Below are 26146 nucleotides of genomic sequence, written 5' to 3' on the forward strand. Positions count from 1 at the left end.
ATCTGATCCAATTGTGCTTGGACCAGACACAGACGGGCGAATGCTGCTCGTCTTTTTTTATTTATAGTGAGATCTGATTCTAAGGACGACAGTTAGAATAAAAGTCATTCTTGCATGCATAAATGGCTGTTTCTCCGACATATACATGATCGATTGTAACTGTGGTATCATGCCGCCACGAGCGAAAATGCAATTAATAACATCACTAAACTAGTCATACGAACAAAGGCCATATACGGCTTGCTAGGCTCGGATTCCCCCTTAACAATCCAACCATAACGTAGGAACCATCCGAACTTTGGGAAACAAAGATTGATAATGCACAGTATCATGAAAATAAAAAAGAGGGTTCTCATGCGCGATCTTCCTTCCTCGTTCAGGAATGGCCTCAATCCACTTATCGACGACGTCTATTGAAAATGAATAAGATCAGAATAACGATGATGAGAATGAACAGAAACTTCATGTGTATTCCTCCTAAGTTTATGAAAACATTAACCTTTCCGGCACCGTTTGAACAACTATGTTACAATTAATGATATTGAATTAGTATGATCACATACCAAATTGATGACATGCAACCATTTATTATTGATCATTGTTGAAGGTAGATAGAAGCAGGAGGGAAGCATGACCATTCAAAATCAGTATTCCATGCCCATTCAGTGGGAGTTTTTAATTTCTAAGCTTAAATCTTCCGTAACTGTGGTCGACGCAACCTCACCAGAACTGCCCCTGATCTATGTAAACGAGCACTTTACAACATTGACAGGATATTCGTTAGAAGAGTCTATTGGGCAAAATTGTAGGTTTCTTCAAGGGCGTGATACCCTTCCAGAGACAGTAACTAAGATTCGTGAAGCACTCAGAGAGCAGAAGTCAATTAAGATAGATATTCTGAATTACACAAAAAGTGGACACAAGTTTTGGAACGAGTTGAATATAGATCCGATCTTTAATGACGAGGGAGAATGCCTCTTTTTTGTTGGGATACAATATGACATCTCAGAGCGGAAATATGCCGAAGAACAGCTTCGTATGGCAGCGAACATGGCTGAATTGAACAGCCGAGGACAACTAGAATTTATCGGCAAACTGAATCATGAGTTACGAACGCCGCTCAATGGAATTATGGGAATGATTGAGCTGGTGGGAATGGAAGAAACCAGTGACGAGCAAAAGGAGTACCTGGAGCTTGCTCGTCAATCGGGAGAGGCCTTGCTGAACATTGTAAACAAGAGCTTGGATATGGCAAAGTTAGGTCGTGGGAAAATGAAGGTAGAGCAGATTGAGTTTCAGCCTTCCAAACTGATCCAGCAGATCATTAAGACGCATGAACTCGCTGCTATACAGAAGCAGATTTGCTTAGTCTGCCATGTTGATCTTGAAGTGCCAGAAGTGCTCGTTGGAGATCCATTGCGCTTACGACAGGTGCTGGATAACTTAATAAACAATGCGATTAAGTTTACGGAGCAAGGTGAAGTGCATATTCAATTGGATGTAGAAGAGACATTGGAGGATGTAACGACGCTGGTCTTTAGCATTCAAGATACAGGGATTGGGATTCCACAAGATCAGATGAATCAATTATTTGAAGCCTTCACTCAGACAGATGTGTCTCATGCACGGAGGTTTGGGGGCAGCGGTCTTGGATTAACGATCTGCAAAGAGTTGCTGGAATTGATGCATGGTGAAATCACGGTGGAAAGTCAAGAAGGTCAGGGTACACAATTCCAGGTCACTGTACCATTAAAGCGGCAACCGGTGATGCCAAGTATGGGTCATGTAGGTTGAAGGATTATTATATGATCGGAAGAGGGCAGTTCGGGAGAGATCCGGGCTGTTTTTTTCTGTGCATTTCCGTTGTTCCGCGAACGAATGTTCTGATATAATGTAATGGTGAATGGGGGAGAGACAGCATGACGCGTAAACGCACAAGGAAGAGAAGAAATAAAGGGACAGCCAGGTTGAAGAAGCAATGGGTCACCTTGGTCACCCTTGCTTTAGTCGCCTGTTTAGCATGGTTTAATGGAGATTATAAGCTGGGGGATTGGACTTCTATATTTAATGGGAGTAGTAGCCAAGGTGTAGATCATACGCTGATCTTCCCTTCTGAACGCTACCCAGAGACAGCTAATCATATTCGATCGGCCGTTAAGGCAGGTCATTCTGATGTGTGTACAATCGATCGTGATGGTGCTGAGGCGAATCGGGATCTTTCGCTGAAGGGAGTGCCAGTGAAGAAGGGGAAGGATCGAGACGAGTGGCCAATGGCTATGTGTGCAGAGGGTGGTGCTAATGCGGATATCCAATACATTACGCCAAAGGACAATCGCGGAGCAGGTTCATGGGTTGGCAATCAACTTAGTACATATCCAAATGGAACACGAGTGAAGTTTGTTGTTGAATAGCGAGATCTAAGACAGATCCTATTTATATAGTAATGAAGAACGCCAGACTCCTCAAAGTCTGGCGTTCTTCATCGTCCAATGATTCACTTGATTCACTGATGGCTACAAACGGCTGTTCACAGTGCCATACTGCTTAGGTGATGCGAACGAATGCTTAACAGGCGTGTGACCTGCTCAACCTCCTCAAACGGAATCCAAAGGTTCCCTTGTACTGTACGTAGAAGGAGGATGGAGGAGTCGGCAGAGCGTTCTGGAAATCCGGTTACAGATTCACCACTTGTATTACGAACCATAATTTGTTGATTACGACGGATGGCAATTTCTACCTCTTTGTTCATATGTCATTTCTCCTGGTTATGAGATTAGATTCGATATGTCAATAATTTCAATGGTTAATTTGTCTTCTTTATCTAGTCTATCAGAACTAGGTATGAATTTCCAGAAGAGAAGTGATTTTGTGGGTTAGGTGATTCGCCTTATCGCGTGATTAGCGTTTGTTTCTTTCAGTTAGAGGGTTATAAAGGGTACTGAAGCTAAAGTGTATGTTAAGGAGGATTCCGTATGACAAAGTTATTGATTGGAATGGTACGTACTGAGAACGAAGCCATTTTAATGTTGAATCAGCTTCGACAGGCAGGAGTTGATTCCGATTCACTCGGCGTAGTCGCTAAAGAACAGCTTAATTTGGAATTGATTAGTGAGAAGGCAGGTTTACCTAAACCACTTAAGGGTGCAGGTACTGATGGAGCATTAGGAGCTTTTAAGGGGGTGCTGGCTGCGCTTGGTAAACGTAAGGATCATACGATGTCTGCCGGGAAGGCCGTTCGCCGGCTTGCAGGTAATGAAATCGGTGAAGAGACCGATGATTTTGTACTTACCCTGACGGAAGCCGGTATCTCTGAGGAAGACGCAAGCTATTATGAGCAATGGCTTATGCAACAACATTTGCTTGTGATTGTGGAAACCAGTGAAGACGAGATTGCTCGGATCACGCCTATTATCATGAAGCGTGACTAAGAAAAAGTGAACTTATTTTCTTTTTTAGCTTAATTTAATCCTGATTTTAGGTTTCTTTAATGTTGGGGAGGTATTCTTACCTTACACCTCCCTTAATATAGATGGTTTATAAGAAAGTTCGAGACCGCAACTCGACCTTTCTAGGCACTGCTGGCTTATGCTGGTGGTGCCTGTTTTATTATTAGAAATATTTTTAGAAAAAAGTATTGCATATTATTTAAATACATGATAAGATATTTCTTGTCGCCACAATTGATTGTGTGATACATACACATGCCGGGGTGGCGGAATTGGCAGACGCACAGGACTTAAAATCCTGCGGTAGGTGACTACCGTACCGGTTCGATCCCGGTCCTCGGCATCCATTAAGAGAAAAGGAAATTCCTTGATATATCAGGGGATTTCCTTTTTTTTATACTTTTTTTATGAGGGTCTTGAATCATAAGCGCGATTAATTCTTGGAATTCCTGTATTCAATAAAGCTGAGGATTATTAACAGAGTTGAACCCGGTAAATATGTAAAGAAGTAAATTTCTTTTGGCGCATATCCTGTTGGATGCAAGACCCCTAATGTCATCCAAACAAAAGCTAATACATAGAATTTAGTGTACTTAGACAAATTTAAAACCTCCGCCAACGTTGGTTATGAATAATTAGCTACAGTATAGCTGAATATTCATATTTTTTGTTGTATTTTTTTGCGTTCAGATCAGTGTCCGATCTTTGTTATGGGGCATTGTGGAATGGGTAATGAAACAATCCGTGGTGGTCGTTATGAAGACAAGGGATGTTGGTGTATACTGGCTATAGGCATATATTACCTTTATCTTGCGGAGCTCAAAGTTAACCAAATACATTTTTAATGGAGGACTCGACATATGTTGAAACAGCTTCAGTCTTATCAAGTAATCCAGGAACGCAGGATGGAGGAACTGAAATCTGACGGCTACTTGCTGGAACACAAAAAGTCAGGTGCCAAAATTGTACTTATGTCCAACGAAGACGACAATAAAGTATTTAGTATCGGTTTTAGAACACCACCTAGCGATAATACAGGCGTACCTCATATTCTGGAGCATTCCGTATTATGCGGATCTAAGAAGTTTCCAGCGAAGGATTCCTTTGTTGAATTGTTGAAGGGTTCACTCAATACATTTTTGAATGCAATGACGTACCCGGACAAAACGATCTATCCTATTGCAAGCCGTAACGAGCATGATTTTCATAATTTGATGGACATCTATCTGGATGCGGTGTTAAATACGAATATTTATGAGAACGAAAAAATATTTTTGCAGGAAGGTTGGAATTACAAATTACCTTCTGCAGAGGATGATTTAACATATAACGGCGTTGTTTACAACGAAATGAAAGGTGCTTTTTCTTCACCTGAACGGATTGTTCGCAGAGCTGTGCTCAACTCTCTATTCCCAGATACAACGTACTCCAAGGAATCGGGAGGTATCCCGGACGAGATTACAGATCTAACCTATCAAGGACTTTTGGATTTCCATACGAAGTATTATCATCCTTCTAATAGCTTTATTTATTTGTATGGAGACATGGATATGGAAGAGAAGCTTAAGTGGTTGGATGAAACGTATCTGAGTCAATACGATCGGATGGAGACAGATTCGGAGATTGAGCTGCAGCCTTCATTTGGTGAACGTGTCGATGTGGTACAAACGTATTCGGCTGGAACGACAGAGTCGGAAGTGGACAACAGCTTCTTAACCTATAATGCAGTTATTGGAACAAGCTTGGATCAAGAGCTGAATATCGCCTTTCAAATATTACAATATGCGCTTCTGAATGCTCCAGGTGCGGTATTGAAGCAGGCGTTGCTCGACAAAGGAATTGCCAAGGACGTATATGGCTCATATGATGATAGCTTGTACCAGCCGGTCATGACGATTGGGCTGAAGAAGAGTAATTTGGAGAGTAAACAGGTGTTCCTCGAGACGGTTCACGAAGTGCTTGAGCGCGTTGTGCGCGAAGGGATCGATCCGAAAGCACTTCTAGCCGGAATTAATTCATATGAATTTAATCATCGGGAAGCAGACTTTGGAAGAATGCCTAAAGGGCTGATCTACGGCTTCTATACGCTACAGAGCTGGTTATATGACGACAAGGCACCGTTCACCCATTTGGAGGCCAATGCTGTATTTGCTTCGCTCAGAACGAAGATGAACGAAGGATATTTCGAGCAATTGATTCTGCAATATTTATTGCAAAATACGCATACGTCATTTGTGGCCGTGACTCCGGATAAAGGGCTCAGTTTGCGTAAGGAAGAGGCATTGAAATCGCGTTTGAAATCACTCCAAGCCAGTCTGAGTACGGAAGAGATCGAGCAACTGGTTCAACGTACCAAGGAACTCGCGGATTATCAGAATGCACCTTCAACCAAAGAACAACAGCAGGTCATTCCAACCTTGTCGATTGAAGATATCGATCCGCAAGCGTCCAAATTATCGAATACATTAAAGTCCGTCGATGGAACAACGATTGTACATCACAATCTGTACACGAACGGAATTGGATATCTGAAATTGTTGTTTAATGTGAAGGAAGTTCCCGAGCATCTACAGCCGTACTTAGGACTTTTGAAAAGTGTGTTAGGTTACGTGGATACCGCAAACTTCAAATTCAATGGTCTGTCCAATGAAATCCACATTCATTCCGGTGGAATCAGTGCCAGCGTAGGGGCGAGCGCCGATGCTCGTCAATACAATACGTATAAAGCTCATTTTGAGATTGAAGCTAAAATTCTATATGATAAGCTGGATTTTGCTTTTGATATGATTGAGGAGATTGTACTGACTTCGCAGTTCCATGATACGAAGCGGTTGTACGAGATCATTTCCCAATTGAAGGGCAGACTGCAGCGTAGCTTAATCAATAGTGGACACTCGGCAGCAATGGGCAGATCCTCTGCCAAGCATTCAGCCGTAGCTGCCTTTCGTGAAGCGGTAAGTGGTGTAGCGTTCTACCAGTGGCTTGAGGAGCTGCAGGCAAATTATGAAGATCGCAAAGAAGAGCTAGCGGATCGTTTGAAAGAACTGACGGGAATGATCTTTAGACCTGAGAACCTACTGGTAAGTTATACGGCTGATGATCAAGGATATGCTAGTCTAGAGCAGCACGTATCGAAACTAAAAGCGAAGCTATATACGCAAGAGGTTGTTAAAGAACATACTGAGTTCCAAGCAGTCCATCACAACGAGGGCTTCAAGTCTCCATCAGAGGTTCAGTACGTCGTGCAGACAGGCAACTTCATCCATAAAGGATTCGAGTATACAGGCTCACTTCGCGTATTGCAGGGAATTCTGTCACTGGACTATTTATGGACAAATATTCGCGCTAAAGGTGGCGCATATGGCTGTATGACAGGTTTCAGACGGAGTGGCGACAGCTATATGGCATCCTACAGAGACCCTAACCTAGAGAAAACCTATAATGTGTACGAAGAGATGCCGCAGTATTTGCAAAAATTCAAAGCAGATTCGCGCGAAATGACACGTTATATCATTGGTGCAATTCAAGACCTCGATGCGCCTAGAACTCCATACGCAGAGGGAACCTTCTCATTGGAGTGTTACTTGTCTAATGTGACGGAGGCAGACCTCCAGAAAGAAAGAGATGAAGTGCTGAGCACCACAGAAGCACACATCGTTAACTTTGCTCCGCTGATCTCTGCAATCCTTGAGGAGAAACATCGGTGCGTTATTGGTAACGAGAGCAAAATTGAGGAACAACGTGACTTGTTCGACGAAACGCTTGATTTGATCAAGTATTAATCATAAGCATCCAGAGCCATTTGACTTGACTTAAAGAGGTTGTTCAAAAAGTCCGCTTTTGATTACGAAGGATGCCTGACGGCATCTTAGCATCGAATATGGGATTCAGCCGAAAAGTCCGTTGCTCACGTAGATTTGCCTACGCTCCGCTACTCCATTTCTAGCTTCATCCCATCTTCTCGGTACTGAAAACCGACCTTTTTGAACACGCACTTAAAATGTTACCAATTAGCGCCTTCTCCGGTGGATAACGCCTTGGAGAAGGCGTTTTTGCTCATGTGCATATGTGTTTGTATTTGATACCGTTGTGGCTCAATATCAGATAGGTTTAACAACTAAAAGTGCGGTTCGTGCGGCACATAGTAGACCAGCAGAGAGCGGCTCAAATTGCAGGTGGTGTGCAGATTTCTAGCCTGTGGTCTTCGGTTATGTTAAAATGATGGATAGTCTATGAGCCGATGGTAGCGGCTCACACAGCTAGCAGCCAGCTAGATGGCTGCAAAGGTACGTATTCATCCAGGGGAAGGAGCCTACATCTATGTTTGGAAATGATTGGGATTCGGTGTTGCATGAAGAAGTGAATGCCGAGTACTTCAATAAAATTCGTTATGCGCTGGCGGCAGAGTACAAAACTCAAACTGTATATCCGACTAAGGAAAATTTGTTCTCAGCGCTAAAGCTCACCCCGTATCATCAGGTAAAAGCAGTCATTATTGGACAAGACCCTTATCATGGTGAAGGCCAAGCTCATGGGTTGAGTTTTTCAGTTATGCCAGGTGTACGCATTCCGCCATCCTTGAGAAACATCTATAAGGAAATGCATGCTGATCTGGGTCTTCCTATCCCTGAACATGGTTATTTGGTTCATTGGGCCAAACAGGGGGTATTGCTGCTTAACAATGTGTTAACTGTACGTGAAGGTCAACCTAACTCACATCAAGGTCTAGGCTGGCAGACATTTACGGATGCCGTTATACGGGAATTGAACGAGCGTTCGGAGCCTATGGTATTTATGCTATGGGGCAGTCATGCCCAGAAGAAGGGTGCCTTTATCCATCGAGACAAGCATCTGGTGTTGGAGTCCACACATCCAAGTCCACTTGCTGCCCATCGTGGATTCTTTGGCAGTCGTCCCTTCTCTAAGGCCAATGATTTCTTGACCTCCAAAGGTATTGAACCGATCGACTGGAATATACCGCAAAACTAGACAAATGAGGGTGAGGACATTGCGACATTGGGTGGGACGAAAAGTAGCTGTATACCGAGCGACTGGCATTCGAGAACCGTTAAAAGGAACGCTGGTCGATTGGGACGAAGAATCGGGTTGTGTACGGATTGGGCCTAAACGTATCAAAGTATCGTTCGATAATATCGCAATGATCAGACCCTTGCCCGAGGAGAGCCTGCCTTTGAAGAAGGCGCGTTCTGAGGTGCATAAGGTTGGATATGTCATGAAGAAGGCGATACAGTTTGATAATGCGATTTACTTTAAATCAGAAGTGATGATATGGAGAAGAGCCAAAATTGTAGCTTTATCCACCACCATCCTCCGCCATGACGAAGACCAGGTTGAGATTGCAGATGGGCGATTTCTTCGTAAGGACAAGTATATGTTTGTCGTGCGTTCACGACGAGGAATTCGTTAAACATACGAATATATTTAATATTCATTTCATGTACAGATCATCTGGATTTAATCTTTAGTCGTTATATTAAGTGTAACAACCCCTTCTAAATGATGTGTAATAACATGGGAGCCCGACCGGCTGCAAACGGTCGGGCTTTTCTGGTCTTGTGGGAATGTAAATTGGAGTAACATAGCAATGACATTTGTGATATATACTAGTGAGATCACAACAAGAGACAAGGAGTGAAGACGTTTGAAACGTATATGTGTTTTTGCAGGTTCTAATCCAGGTCATCAGCCGGAATATACACAGCAAGCTATTGAATTAGGCAAACGAATTGCTACAGGCGGGTTTACTCTCGTCTATGGTGGGTCATGTATGGGACTTATGGGTGCGGTAGCCGACGCAACGCTGCAGCATGGTGGTGAAGTGATTGGTGTTATGCCTACAGGGCTGTTTCGGGGAGAAATTGTACATGGAGGACTCACACAGCTGATCGAGGTAGGCACAATGCATGAGCGGAAAGCTACGATGGCTGAGCTATCGGATGGGTTCATCGCTCTACCTGGGGGTATGGGCACGTTTGAGGAATTGTTCGAAGTATTATGCTGGGCTCAAATTGGTATTCACCGTAAACCTGTAGGTCTATTGAATGTGAAAGGGTACTACGAACCCCTTATGAAGATGGTGGAACATAGCGTGCATGAAGGATTTTCGAATACTTCACATCTTAGTCTATGGAGTTTGCAATCAGATCCAGCAACATTGCTAGAACACATGTCTGCCTATGTTCCAGCTGAATTATCTCAAAAGTGGTCCCAGCTAGATAAAAAGTGACAAACGGGGTGCTGTAGCCGCTATGGAAAACTTTCCGTTCTGCCCAAGCAATTTACAGCCTTAGACATATTCTATAGTGTACTTTCTTACAGAAGGGAGTGTCACTCATGAGCGGACTTAAAGGTGCAGGCTATGGTTATTGCGGAGGTTTCGGCGGCGGAGCATGGACATCTACAGGCGCGATTTTGGTATTGTTCATTTTGCTGGTTATTATCTCCAGTGCGTTCATTCTGTAATTTCGTCAGCCATTCTAAGATTGGGCGGGGCACAGACGTGTGACCGAACCCGGTAGATAAATGGCCCTTCCAAGGAACGCCGGGGATGTTCCGGCGTTTCAGGGGAAAGGTTTTTTTGCTTTTTCACCAAGAAATGAGTCGATTAGAAAAAAGATAAATCCTGCCTCCAATGGAATAGTTAGAAGCAGGACTAATCATCGCTAGTGTAAAACATTTGAGTTTGCACAGTTTATACCACAACAGCAGTCTGATCTGGGATACTTAAGGATTTCCAGGCGATATACAGCCCGATGGCAGCCGCGATCAAGGAAAGTATTGCCGCGATAACTGCAAGCTGATCCAACGTCCTGCTTGTGATGGGAGTGGAATTGCGCTGATTGGCTGAATTGGTGGATTTGTTTTTAATGTGCGCAGTAGGTTTGGAAAGCCTGGAAGCCGACTGTGATTGTGATGTGCGGTGGCGCTGGCTAGATGGAATTTTCGTTGAAGGCTTCAATAGTCAACCTCCTTATGGCGCAGTGAGAAACATCTATCGTTCATACTATGTTATGTCAAATTCACAGATTGAGTTCGCAAAAATGAGTGAATCCCTAGCCTGCTGGATGTTACCCTATATCTTTACCTTAGACGATGAGCAAGTACATAAGTAAACGCTCTGTTAATACTGGAATGACAAACGATATGTATAGTGAGGAGATAGAGGGATCGTAATGTGAGGAGGCTACGGAAGTGAAAAAGTTAGAGATTATTGCCCATCGAGGAGCATCGGCAGTGTGCCCAGAAAATACAATGGCTGCATTTGAACATTGCTTGGAGCTGGGTGCTACAGGAATCGAGACGGATGTGCAGATGACAAGCGATGGTCGACTCGTGCTTATCCATGATGAGACATTAACGCGGACAGCGAGTGCAGAGGGCTGGGTCAAAGATAAGACCTATGAGGAATTGCGAGAACTTGATGCAGGCTCATGGTTTCATACAGCGTTTGCAGCGGAACGCATTCCCTCTTTAGAGCAACTATTTGGACTAATTCGAGGGAAAAACATCCTGCTGAATCTTGAACTGAAAAATGGGATTGTTAGTTACAAAGGAATGGAAGAGAAGATCGTACAGGTCATTCGAGATTGGGATCTCGAGCAACAGGTCATTCTCTCTAGCTTCAATCACGCTTCCTTAGTGAGATGTAAACGTCTGGCGCCCGAGATTCAAACAGCGCTTCTATACATGGAAAAGTTGTATCGCCCTTATGATTACGCGGTTAAATTGGAGGCATCCGCATTGCATCCTTATAAATTCGCTGTAACTCGAGAAGAGGTTGCTGCTTCAATCGCGCAAGGGGTGGCGACTCATCCATTTACCGTGAATGATCCTGAAGAGATGAAAGCGATGATTGAGATGGGGGTTCAGGGTATCATTACGGATGTACCTGATGTATTGGCAGCATTGACTGCTGCACATACGCGTTGATGATTTAATGTTTCATACATGTATTGACTAAATAGAGAGAGGGATAACACATAACACGTAAACATCATGCGGACACATGATGTACATATAGCCATACTGGGTTTTTGCCAGTGTGGCTTTTTTTTCGTATTAGAGAAACAGCTGTAGAACTGCTGGTTTTCAGGTTTTTTTGCTCTAAATGGGCTATCCAATAAAATAAGTGCAACAAACTTGTCCATTTTGTCCATTGCGAGAAATCGTTCATTGACATACAATGTTGTATGGGAATGAGAATCAATATCATTAAAGTTCGGCATTTACAGAGAGGTGATTGTTATGTACATAGAATCGGTTTGCACTCATAACGAGGGTGGCAGCATATGATTCCTCAAGATTCATCAGCAACTCAGAATACAGATTCGCCGACAGCCAAAATACATACTCGTCCCTGGGCTGCAACGCTAATTTTGATCGGCGGAACCATATTACTTGTTTTGAGCATGGCGTTATCCGTTTCCTTCGGAGCTGCAAGTATTAAGTTGAGTGTGGTATGGGAAGCCATCTTCAACTTTAACCCAGATATTAACCAACATCAGATTATTTGGGAAATTCGGTTACCCCGAATTCTAGGTGGTGCAATGGTCGGTGCTTGCTTCGCCGTAGCTGGCGCAATCATGCAAGGGATGACGCGGAATCCGCTTGCGGACTCGGGATTGCTCGGACTGAACGCAGGTGCAGGGTTCGCGCTTGCGATCTGTTTTGCATTTTTTCCAGGTCTACCGTATATGTACATCATTATGTATTGTTTCCTCGGTGCAGGGCTTGGGGTTTTGCTCGTCTACGGCTTCGGCGCATCGTCCAAATCGGGTCTCACACCTCTGCGACTTGTCCTGGCTGGTGCTGCGGTAACCGCAATGCTGTCCGCTTTTAGCGAAGGGATCGCTTTGTATTACAGAGTGGGACAAGATATTGCCTTCTGGACAGCAGGTGGTGTCGCAGGAACCAAGTGGTCTCAATTGGAGATTATGTTCCCTTGGGTTTTGATTGCACTCATTGGAGGTTTGATCATCTCTCGCTCGATTACCCTGCTAAGTCTCGGGGAAGAAATCGCTATGGGATTAGGTCAACGTACAGGTCTCATTAAGCTCGTTGGTCTTGTTGTCGTACTTATTCTGGCAGGAACAGCAGTATCCATCGTTGGCGCTGTTGGTTTTGTTGGACTTATCATTCCCCATCTTACACGTAAGTTGGTTGGAGTCGATTATCGTTGGATTATTCCTTGTTCGGCCGTCTTGGGAAGTCTGCTTATTGTATTTGCAGATCTGGCTGCACGCATGATTAACCCGCCATACGAGATGCCAATAGGCGCTCTGGTTGCCCTGATCGGGGTACCCTTCTTCCTGTATCTGGCGCGGAAAGAAAGGAGAGCTCTGTAAAGATGGCATCCTCAAGTATGGTTGGAACAGAGCGTAAGAAGAGATTGAAAAGCACGATTGTGCTATTTGTACTTGGTGCGCTAATTATATCTGCATTTATCATAAGCATGAACACAGGGTTTACCAAGCTGTCAGCAATTGAGGTATTAAAAACACTGTTTGGAGCCGGCACGCCTAAGCAAGAGCTAATCCTCTTTGAATTTCGTTTACCGCGGATTGTAATTGCCGTGTTGGTTGGGGCTGGCCTTGCTTTATCAGGTGCGATTTTGCAGGGGGTATCCCGCAATGCTTTGGCAGATCCGGGTATCCTTGGGATTAATGCTGGAGCTGGACTTGTCGTGATGTTGTTTGTTTCATTTTTTCCAACAACTACAGCCGCTCCGATCTTTTTGCTGCCTATTCTGGCTTTGATCGGCTCAAGCTTTGCTGCATTTCTTATCTACGTACTCTCTTATAAAAAGGGAGAGGGCATCATGCCTACGCGTATGTTGCTTACAGGTATTGGGGTAGCCGCAGGGATTAGTTCCGCAATGATCGTGCTAACCCTTAGACTAAGCCCAGAGAAATATCAATTCGTAGCTACTTGGATGGCGGGTAGTATCTGGGGTTCCAACTGGAAGTTTGTGTGGGCGCTACTACCGTTTATCGTCATTTTGGTACCGTTGGTACTGTATAAGGCTCGTGTACTTAATGTACTTAATCTCGGGGATCAGACAGCAACCGGTCTTGGTGCTCCGGTAGATCGGGAACGATTGATTTTGCTGGCTGCTGCGGTAGGGCTTGCTGGCTCATGTGTATCCGTTAGTGGTGGTATTGGGTTTGTTGGACTCATTGGTCCACATCTGGCTCGTCGTCTGGTTGGACCCAAACATCAATTTTTGCTGCCTGCATCTGCATTGATCGGTTCGTTGTTGGTTCTGGTGGCAGACACTGTAGGACGCGTTATACTACAGCCTTCTGAGATGGCAGCCGGCATTCTAGTTTCAATTATTGGTGCACCATACTTCCTGTATCTCTTGAGCAGGACGAAATAGAAAGTGATCATAATGGAGTGGTTGCTATAAGGGGGAAATCTGCATATGCTTCGCCGTTTTATGGCCTATTATAGACCTTACAAAAAACTATTTATTCTAGACTTCAGCTGTGCGATTTTCGTAGCAGCTTTAGAGCTTGCTTTTCCGTTAGCTGTAAATAAAGTTGTGGATGAACTGCTGCCAGGAGGGCGCTGGGACTGGATTTTATGGGCATGTCTTGGATTGCTCGGTGTGTACTTTCTCAGTTCTTTCATGAACTATGTGGTAACCTATTGGGGGCATAAACTGGGGATTAACATTGAGACGGATATGCGCAAAAAATTGTTCGATCATGTGCAGAAGTTATCATTCCGTTTCTTCGATAATACAAAAACCGGTCATTTGGTCTCCCGAATGACGAATGACCTGATGGATATTGGCGAGATTGCCCATCATGGGCCAGAGGATGTATTTATCGCCGTGATGACATTGGTTGGTGCATTCAGTATCATGATGAGTATTAATGGCAATCTCGCTATACTAACGTTTATCATTGTGCCATTAATTATTTATATATCCTTATACTTCGGCAGTAAGATGTCCAAAGCGTTTAGCCGAATGTTCGGAGATATCGCCGATTTCAATGCTCGCGTTGAAAACAATGTAACAGGAATTCGTGTTGTTCAAGCTTTTGCTAATGAAGAGCATGAGAAAGCACAATTTGCAGTTAACAACAGTCGTTTCCGTCAAACCAAGTTAATTGCTTACAAGATTATGGCGTGGAATTCGTCCATCAGTTATATGTTAATGAAGCTTGTTTCTCTCTTTGTACTTGTATGTGGAACGTGGTTTGTCATTCAGGGAACCATGAGTTACGGTCAATTTATTGCATTTATTATGTTATCTAACGTATTCCTAACGCCAATCCAGAAAATTAATTCCGTCATTGAGACCTATCCAAAAGGAATGGCAGGTTTTAAACGGTATACAGATCTGCTTGATATGGAGCCTGATGTAGAAGATCGTCCTGGTGCAGTGAAAGTGTCGCAGCTACGCGGGGATATCCGTTATGAGCAAGTGACTTTTGGATATTCGGAAGAGCCGGATCAGAAGCCTGTGCTGAAAAATGTTAATTTAAGTATTCGAGCAGGTGAAACGGTTGCGCTTGTGGGGCCTTCAGGAGCGGGCAAAACAACACTGTGCAGTCTGCTTCCTCGATTCTATGATGTGTTGGAAGGACGCATCTTGATCGATGGACAGGAGATCCGGAATATGACGCTGGATTCATTGCGTAGCCAGATCGGTATCGTTCAACAGGATGTATTCCTGTTCGATGGCACGATTCGTGAGAATATCGCGTATGGAAAATTGGATGCGAGTGAAGAAGAAATCTGGATGGCAGCTCGTCGCGCCCAGATGGAGAGCTTGATATTGTCCATGCCAGAAGGTCTAGATACGTTAATTGGGGAGCGCGGTGTGAAGTTATCAGGAGGACAGAAGCAGCGTTTGTCCATTGCACGTATGTTCCTGAAAAACCCGCCAATCCTGATTCTCGACGAAGCGACATCTGCACTGGATACTGAAACAGAAGCAGCGATCCAGCAATCTCTTGCTGAATTGTCTGAAGGTCGGACAACACTTGTCATTGCTCACAGATTGGCTACGATTAAGAATGCTGATCGCATAATCGTCGTAGCTGAGCAGGGCATTACTGAAGAGGGACGTCATGATGAATTGCTTGCCGCAGGAGGCGTGTATAGTCGTCTGCATTACGCTCAGTTTGGGGCATAACTTGTGACGTAGTTTTAAGAATTGTTCAGAGGGAATTCTATATGTGCCATCGCCTTGACTTGGAAGGAGTCGGGTGATGGCTTTTTTTGTTATGAATGAAATAAGACTAGCGTATTGTAGATGATAGGATACCAGCAGTAACGCTTATTTAATGAATTGCTCTGAACCGCTTTGAATGAAATGGACGTATACAAAGGAGTGGGAAGTGGAGAGAAAGAGGGCACATGGAATAGGAGGAAGAGGGTTTGTGGTATCTGTATGCCAAATGGGTAATTTTAAGTATCGGCCTTATGTAATATGTGATTACCATCGTTCATGAATAAATCCAAAATATAAAGAGATGGATTGCCACTATTCGTCCTGATCTTGAAGAAGGAGGTAATGAAAATGTTGAAAATTCTGATGACCTGCGTTGGATTTATTTTAATTCTAATGTTTCTAATAAAAGGCATTCGTAAGCTCTCCGGCGGTGGAACCGGCTGGGAGTCAAAACGCTGGGGTGCTGGACTGATTGGACTGTTTATCGTGGGAGCGGTACCACTTGGATTTGCACTGTATACGGAGATGTTTGATCAACGTCTGGATGCTAATATCGGATTGGGACTTGCCATGCTATTTGTGTGGGCATACTGTGTTATTTTGTTGTGTGTGACCTTGGTGATCTGGGGAAGATACATGTATAAAAAGGCAAACAGTAAGTAATCCGATAGAATCAATCTTATAATATTTACAAATGCAAAAAGCCCTCAACTCCATGCAAAGAGCAGGAACTGAGGGCTTTACCTTATCTATATTCGTTATTGGTGATCAAACTTTATCACACAAGAAGTCAGCTTAATCTGTAATATTACCAGCCATTTTGAGGCGACGTGCAATTTCTTTGAAATCCTCTTGTGAAATGCCTGGAGCAAACTCTTCCTCGACCGGAGGAGCTTCAGGAATAGGAACACCTTCTGGTGCACCTTGAATGACCTCTAAAGGCAGCCCGTCTTCAGGATGAGTTCCTTTCCAGATCTGATTGATCGCATTGAAATCGTTATCACTCCACGTATATAGCTTGGTGTGTACGCCTTTGTCTTCATATTTGCGAGTTTCATTAAAGGCTTTATTGTTCAAGGAAGGAATCGGAACCAGCTTTGTTACGTTGACGCCGGTTGCAATCTCCAATGCTTTGGCATAAGCCACAACATGAACGCCGCCGCGAACTAGCAGGAAACCAACAACTTCTCTTGCTGCAGGATGATCTGTCATTTCATACACTTTCATCTTATGGGTACGTGCGCCACATTCAAGGAAGAAATTGTGTAGCAAATCCTCGACGAGATTGCCGCTATTGAAGACGTTAGCACCTGTCCATGGATTCCCCATTGAATCAAAAGGCATAGCTCCTTGTGCCCCTGCCAAGTAGTGATACGAGAGGCGAGCATCTTTCACGGAACCTAGCGGGGTGTCGTCAGGCTCTTTGTACTCCGTTGAGCCTCTAAGACATTTGTTAATGCCGTGTGACACAAGCTCAACATGGCCTAGTTCTTCCGCAGTAATACTCATCACAAGGTCATAGAACGGCTTTAACTTCTCTTTGGAGCGGAAATTAAAGGACTGATAGAGGTAGTTGTTCAATGTTGACATTTCTCCGAATTTGCCACCCAATAATTCTTGTATTGCTGCGGCTGCATTCGGATCCGGCTTCTCGACATCAGGAATTTCAATTGCAATTTCATCCATGCGTTTGAACATTCAAATGTAACCTCCTCTAGAATAAGTGCTAGATCAGTGAAGTCGTTCTGTCACTTGCCTATTACACTGGATTGGAGGTATTCAAACAGTTTTATACATAAATGGTTCTTTTGTGGGATGTAGTCATCAGCTAGCAGTTATAGTTTTTTTATTTTCAATGAAGTGAGATTTAAGTACAATCAGCTAAGTGGCATTGGTTATATTTGTTATCAATTTGGTGTGTGAAGGAGAAGCTATTGTGTGTAAACATTGGATAGTTGTAGGATGGATCATTCTTTTATTCTCAAATGTAGGGTTAGGGAATGCTGAGGCAAGTGTAGCGAGTGAAAGTAGGCTCGATCAACAAACCAGAGATGCCATAGCTGAAAAATATGGTCTTGAACCAACGGAAGATGCGACGTCTCGTCCTAATTTATTGTCAGGTGATTGGGGGGCGAGCTTCGATCCTTCAACAACTAGGTATGAGATCATCATAAGTATGATTCTGTGGGTTAGGCATCCAATCATCATAATTGTAAGCTCTTGGTGTAATTGGAGCCCTGGCGGGGCAGGCTAACGGGAAACAATCCCAAGGAGTGAGTAATATGAAAATGCTCATCGTTACTTTCATGTCGGTGATTCTCAGTTTTACGGGAGTTTTTGCAACAAGTAATGGAGCGACGATGCCGGACTATGCGAAGTGGGGAATTATTGCGGTTAAGGAAACCCAGACTAAGTATAATGTTGATATTGTAGATTATAAACATATTGGTCGTACCTCTCTTACAGCTAATCAGTCTAGGGAGCAATTCAAGTTATGGGTACGAGCCAAAGACGGCAGAGAATTCGCGGTGTATGTCAATGTTGATTTTAATCCTTCAACTCAGCAATTAAAAAACGTACAATTTACAGAATCAGATCGACACTGAGTGTAAAACTTGTTATAGCGGATAGCGGTCCATAGAAACCAGGCAGCCCTGAGCAGAGGATGTCTGGTTTTATTTATTTTTTTATCTAAATCCTTTTTTTAGTTGTTGAATAAAGAACTTATGTTCGCATATAATAAATAACAAACATATGTTCTTATATAGGAGGGGTCGTTAATGTTAGGTAAATACATCGGACAGATGGTTGAGCTTGTATACATGGATCGTGCAGGGCACATTACACAGCGGCAGATTCGAATTAACAGTGTACGAGGTGGATTGATTAAAGCATCCGCAGGAAAAGATGGGGCACCCCGAACATTTCTTGAACAGGGTATCCTAGCCTGGCGGCCAGTACTTCAGAAGGAAGGGAAGCTGGACTATGCTAAATGATTTTGATCGTAAAGTCTTACGAATTATTGTGAATTACGCGGGACAGCGCCGTCGTATGCCTCGTATGGATGAGCTGGAGACCAAGACAGGGAGGAGTAAAACGCTCATCCAAGAGTCCTTGCAGGAGCTTGAGCGCAGACAATATATTTACTGGGAGAACAAGTCAACACTGGAAGGTATTCAAATATTGCAGGCATGGGAGCAGGTGCCTACACCGATTCAAAAGCCCAAACCCAAAGTGGATGCCCTGAAATATTTTACGGAATATTAAACTGGCAAAATAAAAGTAATACCAAAAACGCCAACCCGTTAACACGGATTAGCGTTTTATATATCAGATCGATGATCTCAACTTAGAAGCTTGGCAATTGGTCCAGATTATTGGATGGATCGCCATCGGCATCACCACGGATATACATCTCCCCATCCTTGCCCTTGAATACATTGACACCAGCAATTGCGCCAGCCTGTACTTCTGTCAGTGCCTGTTGATAATCTAACACCCGACCTGTTGAAGTTTGAAAGGCAGTTAGATCACCATCTCCATTCTTCTGCACGGCGGTGAAGCTCTCACGAGTTGTCTGATCCATGTTGTCACACTCTCCTTATCTGAACAAGTAGGATTCTGGTTTCAACCTTATCCTGTCCGGAACAGTAGAAAGTATGCATTGGAGAAGAGGTATAAGCCGTAAGTGTTAATTATAGTGCTTTTCTCATGCGAACATGCAGAATACCTGCATCGTAAAAAGGTTCATCCGAAATCACTTCGTATCCTAATTTCTCATAGAATTTCTGAGCCTGACATTGTGCATCCAGTACAGAATACGTTAAGCCTAACTCACGTGCCCGCTCTTCCATCGCTAACAAAAGCACGCGTCCATAACCAAATGAACGGTGGGATTGAAGTACAGCGATACGCTGCATTTTGGCGGTATCCTTGCTGTAATAGAGAAGTCGTCCTGTTGCTACCGCTTGTCCATCCGCATACAATAACACATGGTGTGCATCGGGACTAATAACATCATATTGATCAATCTCCAGATCGGCGGGCACCTGTTGTTCGATTACAAAAACCTGATTGCGTATCTCCAGAGCTTCTTGGAGCTGTTCCTCTGTTGTTACATAACTAATTTCCGCTGCCAATTCCATTCCTTCTTTCTGCTCTTGCGCGACATGTAAGAATGCATTATACAAAAAAATGCAATTCCTGTATAGTTAAAGTGGAACATAATGGAAAGGGGTGTTGATGATGGGTATGGCAGGGGTTATGACCATAACACTCTTGTTATCTGCCGGCATGTTTGCTTTATTATATTATGTCACCAAGAAGGCGTATTCTAAGAAGTGGGATGAAGATGAGTAGTTGCGAGTTACACGATTAAAGCGGAACTTAAGGTAGAACCTCACTATTTCCCTGCGGAGAATATACGTCCTGAATAACCGATTTGGAATATACATCAAGCCAGACCGGAAGTGCTTCAGTCCCACTTGGGCTCTGTAACTGTTGAAATTGTACAGTATGCTCATCCCGTTCCAAACTGCAGCCAGAAGCGACAATAATGATTAGGGAGGTACCGAGCAGAGCCACTAGTTTGACAGTAACGTACTGTACGTTGCGTAATTGTATGTGCTTCATAGAGAATCACCTCATTATTCAATTGGGAATCATTCCTTTATTGTTCTCCAATATGGTGGTAATCTAACCACAAAACAATTGACAATGTACGCGGTTACTTGGTATGATACTGTTACTTGATTTACATATATATGTACATGATCTGTTAGCTCAGCTGGGACTAATGAGTTAATAGCCATATTGAAATATTTTTTATCAGTGGATATAATACAATTATTGAAGGGCGATAGCTCAGCGGGAGAGCATTATCTTGACAGGGTAAGGGTCGTGGGTTCGATCCCCACTCGTCCTATATACATGAGATCAATGAACAGTCAACTATGGCTGTTCATTGATTTTTTTGCATTTAAATGAATAACAGGAAAAGAAGAATACTGTGCAATTTGTGAGCATTATAAATATGGCTCTGACGTGTAGTTAAATATTATTATCAATTGAAGTTTACACTAAATAAATATTCTGTCTTTCTATCGAAGAAAGCTAACTATCCCGATGTATTAGTATCTCTCAAAAAGAACTCAACTAACATTTTAGTTATATAGGATTTTTCAATATCATGTGTGTATTCTAAATCAGGAGCCTTCGGATTGTAATAGAAAGTGCGACACCTACTGGAAATAAATAAAAATGGCCCATGGCCGGATTCATGTAAAATGAAGGTTCCGTATGCTATCGGATGAATACATAGAACAACAAATAAGAGAGATATAAACCAAAGGACTACCTACAACAGATTATGTGGGTTGTTTTCACTTTATTTTATTGACTTAATGGAATATTCTGGGTATAATTTTATAGTTAAAGTAGAGAAAGAGATATCGTTATTTTATAACAGAAAAAAGATATGGTGGTGCAAAAATTGGTGCAAATTAAACGTGTAGCAACTCTGTATCGTGTATCTACAAAAGGACAGTTAGATGGAAACGATATACCGATGCAGCAGCGATCATGCAGAGGAATGATTGAAAAGCAAAAAGGCTGGAAGTTAGTTAAGGAATATACCGAAAAAGGCGTCTCAGGATTCAAAGTGTCTGCCTCGAATCGTGATGTTATTCAACAGGCTAAAGAGGATGCAGAAAACGGTTTGTTTGATGTTTTGTTAGTGTTCATGTTCGATAGATTGGGAAGGAAAGATGATGAGACTCCCTTTGTACTTGAGTGGTTTGTAAATATGGGAATCGAAATGTGGTCTGTAATAGAAGGGCAACAAAAAATTGAGGCACACACAGATAGACTTGTTAACTATTTAAGGTTTTGGCAGTCAAGTGGAGAAAGCAGAAAGACATCTGACCGTGTCAACGAAAAACACATGCAGATGGTTGAGGATGGAATTTTCAGGGGTGGCGGAATACCTTATGGCTACAAGGGTATTGATTCAGGAGATGTAAACAAGAAAGGTAAGATACTACTTAAATTAGTCAAACATGAGGAAGAATCTGCTGTAGTACATAGAATTTTTAGACTGGTGCTGGATGAGGGATATGGACAACTGAGAATAGCTAAATTGTTAAATGAAGAGGGGATTCCTACTCGAAAAGCTAAACAATGGGGTGCAGCTACTGTGAATGTTATACTCAAGAATCCTATATACAAAGGGGTAATGAGGTATAGGAAAGAATCTGGAGATGATACATTTTCAAAGCCTATTCCTGAGTTAATTATAGTCCCCGAAGAAGAGTGGAATTCAGTACAGGATATCAGAGAAAAGAAAAACCCAAAAAGTAAACAAAATAAAGACAATTCTGTACCCATGAGCACAAAAGGAAGTCTGCTTCTTACAGGAATAGCTAGATGTGGATGTTGTAATTCAAGATTAACTTCAACAACGTTTGTAAATAAGTATAAAGCAGCCAATGGAGAAATACTCAGATACAATCAAAATAAAAGTTACCGTTGTAGTGGCAAATTGCAGGGCAAAACAGATTGCAATGGTCAAGCAACTTTTTCATCTAGGAAAGTTGAAGGACAGGTAATGAAGCAAGTCAATATTTATTTAAACCAACTTCAAACTATAGACTTTGGATCAAAAATTGAATCTATTAAAAAGAAAACGTCAAATGAGGAAGAAAAGAAGATAAAGAAATTACAAAGTATCCTCGAAGAGCATTATAATGAACTTTCTGTCTTAAATGCTGAAGTTCCAAAGGCGATTATGGGTAAGAGTACCTTTAAGCCGGATATGCTTAGTGGACTCATAGAGACTAAAGAGAATGAAATCACGCAAACTTCAAATGAGATTAATGAGATTAAAAAATTACTCTCGTCGAAGAAAATTGTGATATCTGAAATGGAAACGTTAAAAGAGTACATTCCTATTTGGCAAGATGTATTTGATAAAGCGTCTACGGAAAAGAAGAAAATGATGCTGAGTACACTTATTGATGTGGTTTACGTAAGCAAAGAGAAGATTTCAGTGGAGATCAAGGTAAGATTAAAAGAATTCCTAGATCATTATTCCGGTGAAAGTAAAGATGCTGGGAGATAACTATCTTGACAGCTTAGGGGTTCGAGCTCACTACAGAGCATAGCTGAAAGCCCTTGATTATCAAGGGCTTTTTTAATTTTTCAACCTCTGACAGGAAGGTGAATAATAGTTTTAGGGACGAATTGGGGAACCTTCAACCCACTCACCATCTTTCCAGATATCAGGATTATCAATCACCTGGTCTTCCCCGCGGATCATAGAATCATAGCTATCTTTCCCGCTAGTATACCAATCCATGATAACTAAATTTCCACGTGAGTTCTGAATGATAAATTCAGTAGGCTCGGCATAACTTCCCACATCCTTAATGACCTCTGCGTCTATTTTAAGATAGAAAAAGTCACCTTCATCATGAAACTCTGCTTTCTCAACACCTGCTTTAAGACCTGTTACTGTATTATCCGTAAGGTTATTTTGGAGAAATAATTCATGCTGGGAATCAATTTTCGCTTGCATATATTGTTTTAAGTTATCGTTGTCCAAATAAGTGTTCACATCAAATTCTGAGCCATTCCAAGTGGCTTTGTAATACGCTGTCAGAGCAGATACACACATGGCATAAGCTGATTCGAAATCTCGTACAGATAGACTATTCGGACCTAATGCTACAAACGTGGATGGTGTATTCGGAGTGTTCTCGGTAATCGCAGTCGTTTGATTCTCTGGATTTATAACTTCTTGCTGAACATCTGTAACAGGGCGGACTAACTCCTCGTTGTCCTCATTAACATTCGTACATGCACTAAGCATGATTAAAAGTAAAAATAACAAGTAAACCTGCTTCATCTACTCTCCCCCAAACACCAATCATTTGTAAAATGATATTTATTCCATATTATGTAATACTCCACATGCTGTCAAATCTGTTACCAACAAATGGGGCTTCCTAACTTGATCAACATACATCACTTATCCCATCTCAGCTTGTTCAACAGATCAAGACAAAGTGCCTGCACCAGAATCATAACAGCATTTCCCCCGTATCGTTAAATGTACAATTTCTATCTTTTAAACGAAACACTGCCTTTTTTTAAACCAAAATTAAAGAAAACACAAATTCAACATAAGGTTCTTCTTCTAAACTTAAATCAACATTCAACATAACGTAGAGGAGAGAACATATGAAACATTCCAGTCCATTCAAGTCGAAGTTTGTCAAAACAGGGATTACGGGTGCACTTGCACTCATGTTTGCAGCTTATCCACTTGTGAACACCGATTATGCTATCGCACAATCGGTATCTGCAACGATCCCAACTACAGGGTTAACGCAAACGATCCAAGACAATGTTAAGCAACAGGCATCGATCCAATACCACATTCAAGCTAAACTGAACGAGAAGGACATGACCTTGGAGGGGAGTGAGCGAATTACGTATCTCAACACAAGTAAGGATACATTGGAGCAATTGGTTCTTCATACATATGCGGATGCGAACCGCTCAGCATCCACGCAGGCAGACACTTTTGAACAATCTAATGAGCAGATCAGCCAGAATAGTCCGGATAAAACAGCGCAGGATTTTCTCGGGGGGATCGACATCAAGCATGTGACAATGGTAGGAGGTCAAGCTCTTAATTATCAAAATAAAAATCAATCATTAACGGTGAAGTTGCAGGCTCCGCTTCAACCAGGGGCATCCGTATCCCTGCAGATTGATTTTCATTTGAAGATACCGTATGGATTGCAACGCATATCGCACTACAATGACATTATTAATGGAGCACATTGGTTCCCTGTTATGTCTGTCTACGATGAAGGTAAACAAGTATGGAATACAGCGCCATATAGCCGCACTTTCGAGAGTGATTATTACACCTCATCCGATTTTGACGTGCAACTGAGCGTGCCAGCGGATTATGAGGTCGCGATGCCTGGTGTCATGACAACAAGGGAGGATGCAGAGCAAGGTCGAAAAATCATATCCGCTCAGGCGAACAATACGCGGGAATTTGTTTTATTTGCCAGCCCGAATTACACAGTGGCCAGCGTTACCCGGAATGGTTTGACGGTTGAATATTATTATTTGGACAACGAGCCTGGGAAGAAAGAAATTGCTGAACAATATATCGATCAGGCATTCAAAGCCATGAATTTCTTTGGCAAGAAGTATGGGCAGTATCCTTATCCAGAATTCCGAATTGTTGAATCGTATGTGGAGAATGTAGCTGTGGAGTATTCAAGACTAATTCAGATGGGACAGTTGTCAACGGACTCTTTGCCAGAGAAAGACACCACATTCATACACGAAATCGCGCATCAGTGGTTTCATGCCTTAATTGGTAATGATTCAGAGAACGAATCGTTCTTAGATGAGGCATTTGCTGACTTCTCCATGGTATATTTTCAAGAGAAGCAGGGAGATAAGCTCAATGGCTTTAACGCCTTACGTTTCGATAATGAACCTGTAGACTTAGCGATCGCTTCAACGAATGAAGAGGCAGGAGACATGGCAGGACTGTTGTACTATCAGAAAGGACGACAAGCCATCTATCAGCTATACCGCTCTGTTGGCGAAGAGAAATTTGATGCTTTTATGCAAGCCTATTTCAAGCGATATGTCTACCAGAATGCGACGGTTGATGGACTACTTCGGACCATTGAAGATGTGTTAGGTAATGAACAGCGCAAGGAGATGGAGACCGCCTTATTACAGCCTAATTTTGTGCTGGAGCCTGAATTCCAGTTATCGCTCGAAGAGAGAACCGCCTATTTTCATGACGTTTTTCAATTGCAATATCAAGCATCATTAAATCTGGTTCCCGATCTGCCTGTTGAAGTGATGAATCGTCTGATGGCCAAGGTTCTTCAGGATGAGCCATTAACTATTGTCCTCAGTGATCAGGTAAGTAAACAAGCTGACAAGCAGCAAGAGGCGATAATGAGTCAATTAACGGCTTTTTTCAATACAAGTGGTGTGAAATATGATGTGGTGAAAGACCGCGGGGAATTAAAGCAAAAGATGAAGAGTGAGATATCAACAAGCAACTTGATTGTCTTTGGTAACACAGAGAACAATGGATTCGTGCAAGCGTTGAAGCCTAGCATTATGGATCGAGCAAAGCAGATTGGTTTTGCTTGGAAAAATACGATGGAGCAGCCTCATGCCTCAGGAGCATATATCACCAAACATCCGTATAACCAGAATCGGTTGATGCTACATTATTTCTGGAATGAGGATCATCTGAGTGAAGAGGCTGCCCAAGCTTACGTATTACAAATGCAGAACACAATTAGATTTACTAACGACTACTATCAGTACTATGTGATGGATGAGCAAGGTAAAGAGGTAGCTGTCAAAAAAGTAGAAAATCCAATTGCTCACTACTTCTCCGAGGAATAACCCTGAAATTTTTGATAAAAGACCTAAGATT

General features: G+C 42.6%; 26 protein-coding genes and 2 tRNA genes. 21 read left to right on the top strand and 7 right to left on the bottom strand.

Translation table 11 applies throughout. The annotated features are described in order from the left end of the window. The first annotated feature begins 630 nt into the window (after positions 1-630). The gene (locus tag ASD24_RS12800) at positions 631-1794 is read left to right on the top strand and encodes a sensor histidine kinase (protein ID WP_056696225.1); all 1164 of its coding nucleotides are present in this window, start codon (positions 631-633) and stop codon (positions 1792-1794) included. 125 nt (positions 1795-1919) lie between these two features. Beyond that, entirely contained in the window at positions 1920-2411 is a 492-nt protein-coding gene (locus ASD24_RS12805; protein ID WP_056696227.1) for a NucA/NucB deoxyribonuclease domain-containing protein, read from the top strand. A 116-nt stretch (positions 2412-2527) separates the two neighbouring features. Here the strand turns inward: ASD24_RS12805 and ASD24_RS12810 are convergent, their stop codons facing one another. Next, positions 2528-2749, bottom strand: coding sequence for a hypothetical protein (locus tag ASD24_RS12810; protein WP_056696229.1), 222 nt, complete (start codon positions 2747-2749; stop codon positions 2528-2530). A 223-nt stretch (positions 2750-2972) separates the two neighbouring features. Between ASD24_RS12810 and ASD24_RS12815 the strand changes: the two genes are divergently transcribed. From ASD24_RS12815 to ASD24_RS30755, 7 genes are all read left to right on the top strand, one after another. Continuing rightward, positions 2973-3428, top strand: a complete 456-nt coding sequence (locus ASD24_RS12815) for a general stress protein (protein ID WP_056696231.1) — start codon at positions 2973-2975, stop codon at positions 3426-3428. Between the two features lie 275 nt (positions 3429-3703). After that, positions 3704-3789: transfer RNA gene (locus ASD24_RS12820), tRNA-Leu, on the top strand. A 517-nt stretch (positions 3790-4306) separates the two neighbouring features. Further along, positions 4307-7228, top strand: a complete 2922-nt coding sequence (locus tag ASD24_RS12825; protein WP_056696232.1) for an insulinase family protein — start codon at positions 4307-4309, stop codon at positions 7226-7228. Between the two features lie 538 nt (positions 7229-7766). Further along, positions 7767-8435, top strand: a complete 669-nt coding sequence (gene ung / locus ASD24_RS12830; protein WP_056696234.1) for a uracil-DNA glycosylase — start codon at positions 7767-7769, stop codon at positions 8433-8435. A gap of 19 nt (positions 8436-8454) precedes the next feature. Then, the gene (locus tag ASD24_RS12835) at positions 8455-8874 is read left to right on the top strand and encodes a hypothetical protein (RefSeq protein ID WP_056696236.1); all 420 of its coding nucleotides are present in this window, start codon (positions 8455-8457) and stop codon (positions 8872-8874) included. A 234-nt stretch (positions 8875-9108) separates the two neighbouring features. Then, the gene (locus tag ASD24_RS12840; RefSeq protein WP_056696238.1) at positions 9109-9693 is read left to right on the top strand and encodes a TIGR00730 family Rossman fold protein; all 585 of its coding nucleotides are present in this window, start codon (positions 9109-9111) and stop codon (positions 9691-9693) included. Between the two features lie 107 nt (positions 9694-9800). Further along, a complete protein-coding gene (locus ASD24_RS30755) occupies positions 9801-9929 on the top strand; it encodes a sporulation protein YjcZ (protein WP_200956152.1) in 129 nt (42 codons plus the stop codon). A 229-nt stretch (positions 9930-10158) separates the two neighbouring features. Here ASD24_RS30755 and ASD24_RS12845 read toward each other — a convergent pair whose 3' ends face one another. Next, a complete protein-coding gene (locus ASD24_RS12845) occupies positions 10159-10425 on the bottom strand; it encodes a hypothetical protein (RefSeq protein ID WP_056696240.1) in 267 nt (88 codons plus the stop codon). 233 nt (positions 10426-10658) lie between these two features. Here ASD24_RS12845 and ASD24_RS12850 point away from each other — a divergent pair, with 233 nt between their 5' ends. The 5 genes from ASD24_RS12850 to ASD24_RS12870 all read left to right on the top strand — a co-directional run bounded on the left by ASD24_RS12850 (position 10659) and on the right by ASD24_RS12870 (position 16317). Beyond that, on the top strand, positions 10659-11396 hold the full coding sequence (locus tag ASD24_RS12850; RefSeq protein ID WP_056696242.1) for a glycerophosphodiester phosphodiesterase: 738 nt from the start codon (positions 10659-10661) through the stop codon (positions 11394-11396). A 359-nt stretch (positions 11397-11755) separates the two neighbouring features. Next, on the top strand, positions 11756-12811 hold the full coding sequence (locus ASD24_RS12855) for a FecCD family ABC transporter permease (RefSeq protein WP_056696244.1): 1056 nt from the start codon (positions 11756-11758) through the stop codon (positions 12809-12811). Between the two features lie 2 nt (positions 12812-12813). Next, positions 12814-13845: a FecCD family ABC transporter permease gene (locus ASD24_RS12860; protein WP_056696245.1), complete on the top strand. Its 1032-nt coding sequence runs from the start codon at positions 12814-12816 to the stop codon at positions 13843-13845. Between the two features lie 45 nt (positions 13846-13890). Next, a complete protein-coding gene (locus ASD24_RS12865; protein WP_056696248.1) occupies positions 13891-15615 on the top strand; it encodes an ABC transporter ATP-binding protein in 1725 nt (574 codons plus the stop codon). A 387-nt stretch (positions 15616-16002) separates the two neighbouring features. Continuing rightward, the gene (locus ASD24_RS12870; RefSeq protein ID WP_056696250.1) at positions 16003-16317 is read left to right on the top strand and encodes a hypothetical protein; all 315 of its coding nucleotides are present in this window, start codon (positions 16003-16005) and stop codon (positions 16315-16317) included. Positions 16318-16449: 132 nt separating this feature from the next. On the opposite strand, the gene ASD24_RS12875 is transcribed toward ASD24_RS12870, so the two are convergent. Further along, positions 16450-17352: a manganese catalase family protein gene (locus ASD24_RS12875; protein WP_056696252.1), complete on the bottom strand. Its 903-nt coding sequence runs from the start codon at positions 17350-17352 to the stop codon at positions 16450-16452. Between the two features lie 238 nt (positions 17353-17590). Here ASD24_RS12875 and ASD24_RS12880 point away from each other — a divergent pair, with 238 nt between their 5' ends. From ASD24_RS12880 to ASD24_RS12895, 4 genes are all read left to right on the top strand, one after another. Further along, complete coding sequence (locus ASD24_RS12880; protein WP_056696255.1) at positions 17591-17908, top strand: hypothetical protein; 318 nt, start codon at positions 17591-17593, stop codon at positions 17906-17908. Between the two features lie 28 nt (positions 17909-17936). After that, entirely contained in the window at positions 17937-18260 is a 324-nt protein-coding gene (locus tag ASD24_RS12885) for a DUF3889 domain-containing protein (RefSeq protein ID WP_056696258.1), read from the top strand. 174 nt (positions 18261-18434) lie between these two features. After that, entirely contained in the window at positions 18435-18650 is a 216-nt protein-coding gene (locus ASD24_RS12890; RefSeq protein ID WP_056696260.1) for a hypothetical protein, read from the top strand. After that, positions 18640-18921, top strand: a complete 282-nt coding sequence (locus tag ASD24_RS12895) for a hypothetical protein (RefSeq protein ID WP_056696263.1) — start codon at positions 18640-18642, stop codon at positions 18919-18921. Before ASD24_RS12890 ends, ASD24_RS12895 begins: the two co-directional genes overlap by 11 nt. A gap of 82 nt (positions 18922-19003) precedes the next feature. On the opposite strand, the gene ASD24_RS12900 is transcribed toward ASD24_RS12895, so the two are convergent. The 3 genes from ASD24_RS12900 to ASD24_RS12910 form a co-directional block, all read right to left on the bottom strand. Continuing rightward, positions 19004-19240 carry a DUF3892 domain-containing protein gene (locus ASD24_RS12900; protein ID WP_056696265.1) on the bottom strand — a complete coding sequence of 79 codons (237 nt, stop codon included), beginning with the start codon at positions 19238-19240 and terminating at the stop codon, positions 19004-19006. 109 nt (positions 19241-19349) lie between these two features. Continuing rightward, positions 19350-19793, bottom strand: coding sequence for a GNAT family N-acetyltransferase (locus tag ASD24_RS12905; protein ID WP_056696921.1), 444 nt, complete (start codon positions 19791-19793; stop codon positions 19350-19352). 247 nt (positions 19794-20040) lie between these two features. Further along, positions 20041-20286: a hypothetical protein gene (locus ASD24_RS12910; protein WP_056696267.1), complete on the bottom strand. Its 246-nt coding sequence runs from the start codon at positions 20284-20286 to the stop codon at positions 20041-20043. Positions 20287-20506: 220 nt separating this feature from the next. On the opposite strand from ASD24_RS12910, the gene ASD24_RS12915 reads away from it, so the two are divergent. Together ASD24_RS12915 and ASD24_RS12920 are read left to right on the top strand one after the other, a co-directional pair. Beyond that, positions 20507-20578, top strand: a tRNA-Val gene (locus tag ASD24_RS12915). Positions 20579-21130: 552 nt separating this feature from the next. Further along, positions 21131-22771, top strand: coding sequence for a recombinase family protein (locus tag ASD24_RS12920; RefSeq protein WP_082560391.1), 1641 nt, complete (start codon positions 21131-21133; stop codon positions 22769-22771). A gap of 111 nt (positions 22772-22882) precedes the next feature. Here the strand turns inward: ASD24_RS12920 and ASD24_RS12925 are convergent, their stop codons facing one another. Then, the gene (locus ASD24_RS12925) at positions 22883-23557 is read right to left on the bottom strand and encodes a hypothetical protein (RefSeq protein ID WP_056696271.1); all 675 of its coding nucleotides are present in this window, start codon (positions 23555-23557) and stop codon (positions 22883-22885) included. A 335-nt stretch (positions 23558-23892) separates the two neighbouring features. Between ASD24_RS12925 and ASD24_RS12930 the strand changes: the two genes are divergently transcribed. Continuing rightward, positions 23893-26115, top strand: a complete 2223-nt coding sequence (locus ASD24_RS12930; protein ID WP_056696272.1) for a M1 family metallopeptidase — start codon at positions 23893-23895, stop codon at positions 26113-26115. Positions 26116-26146: the final 31 nt, after the last annotated feature.

The organism is Paenibacillus sp. Root52, from assembly GCF_001426865.1.
GTDB lineage: Bacteria > Bacillota > Bacilli > Paenibacillales > Paenibacillaceae > Paenibacillus.

Bases quoted from the DNA above. Each gene is read 5' to 3' on its own strand.
- ASD24_RS12825 (WP_056696232.1), top strand. From the start codon at position 4,307: ATGTTGAAACAGCTTCAGTCTTATCAAGTAATCCAGGAACGCAGGATG.
- ASD24_RS12810 (WP_056696229.1), bottom strand. From the start codon at position 2,749: ATGAACAAAGAGGTAGAAATTGCCATCCGTCGTAATCAACAAATTATG.
- ASD24_RS12805 (WP_056696227.1), top strand. From the start codon at position 1,920: ATGACGCGTAAACGCACAAGGAAGAGAAGAAATAAAGGGACAGCCAGG.
- ASD24_RS12860 (WP_056696245.1), top strand. From the start codon at position 12,814: ATGGCATCCTCAAGTATGGTTGGAACAGAGCGTAAGAAGAGATTGAAA.
- ASD24_RS12855 (WP_056696244.1), top strand. From the start codon at position 11,756: ATGATTCCTCAAGATTCATCAGCAACTCAGAATACAGATTCGCCGACA.
- ASD24_RS12800 (WP_056696225.1), top strand. From the start codon at position 631: ATGACCATTCAAAATCAGTATTCCATGCCCATTCAGTGGGAGTTTTTA.
- ASD24_RS12925 (WP_056696271.1), bottom strand. From the start codon at position 23,557: ATGAAGCAGGTTTACTTGTTATTTTTACTTTTAATCATGCTTAGTGCA.
- ASD24_RS12885 (WP_056696258.1), top strand. From the start codon at position 17,937: ATGAAAATGCTCATCGTTACTTTCATGTCGGTGATTCTCAGTTTTACG.
- ASD24_RS12865 (WP_056696248.1), top strand. From the start codon at position 13,891: ATGCTTCGCCGTTTTATGGCCTATTATAGACCTTACAAAAAACTATTT.
- ASD24_RS30755 (WP_200956152.1), top strand. From the start codon at position 9,801: ATGAGCGGACTTAAAGGTGCAGGCTATGGTTATTGCGGAGGTTTCGGC.
- ASD24_RS12900 (WP_056696265.1), bottom strand. From the start codon at position 19,240: ATGGATCAGACAACTCGTGAGAGCTTCACCGCCGTGCAGAAGAATGGA.
- ASD24_RS12930 (WP_056696272.1), top strand. From the start codon at position 23,893: ATGAAACATTCCAGTCCATTCAAGTCGAAGTTTGTCAAAACAGGGATT.
- ASD24_RS12870 (WP_056696250.1), top strand. From the start codon at position 16,003: ATGTTGAAAATTCTGATGACCTGCGTTGGATTTATTTTAATTCTAATG.
- ASD24_RS12895 (WP_056696263.1), top strand. From the start codon at position 18,640: ATGCTAAATGATTTTGATCGTAAAGTCTTACGAATTATTGTGAATTAC.
- ASD24_RS12875 (WP_056696252.1), bottom strand. From the start codon at position 17,352: ATGTTCAAACGCATGGATGAAATTGCAATTGAAATTCCTGATGTCGAG.
- ASD24_RS12920 (WP_082560391.1), top strand. From the start codon at position 21,131: ATGGTGGTGCAAAAATTGGTGCAAATTAAACGTGTAGCAACTCTGTAT.
- ASD24_RS12890 (WP_056696260.1), top strand. From the start codon at position 18,435: ATGTTAGGTAAATACATCGGACAGATGGTTGAGCTTGTATACATGGAT.
- ung (WP_056696234.1), top strand. From the start codon at position 7,767: ATGTTTGGAAATGATTGGGATTCGGTGTTGCATGAAGAAGTGAATGCC.
- ASD24_RS12815 (WP_056696231.1), top strand. From the start codon at position 2,973: ATGACAAAGTTATTGATTGGAATGGTACGTACTGAGAACGAAGCCATT.
- ASD24_RS12910 (WP_056696267.1), bottom strand. From the start codon at position 20,286: ATGAAGCACATACAATTACGCAACGTACAGTACGTTACTGTCAAACTA.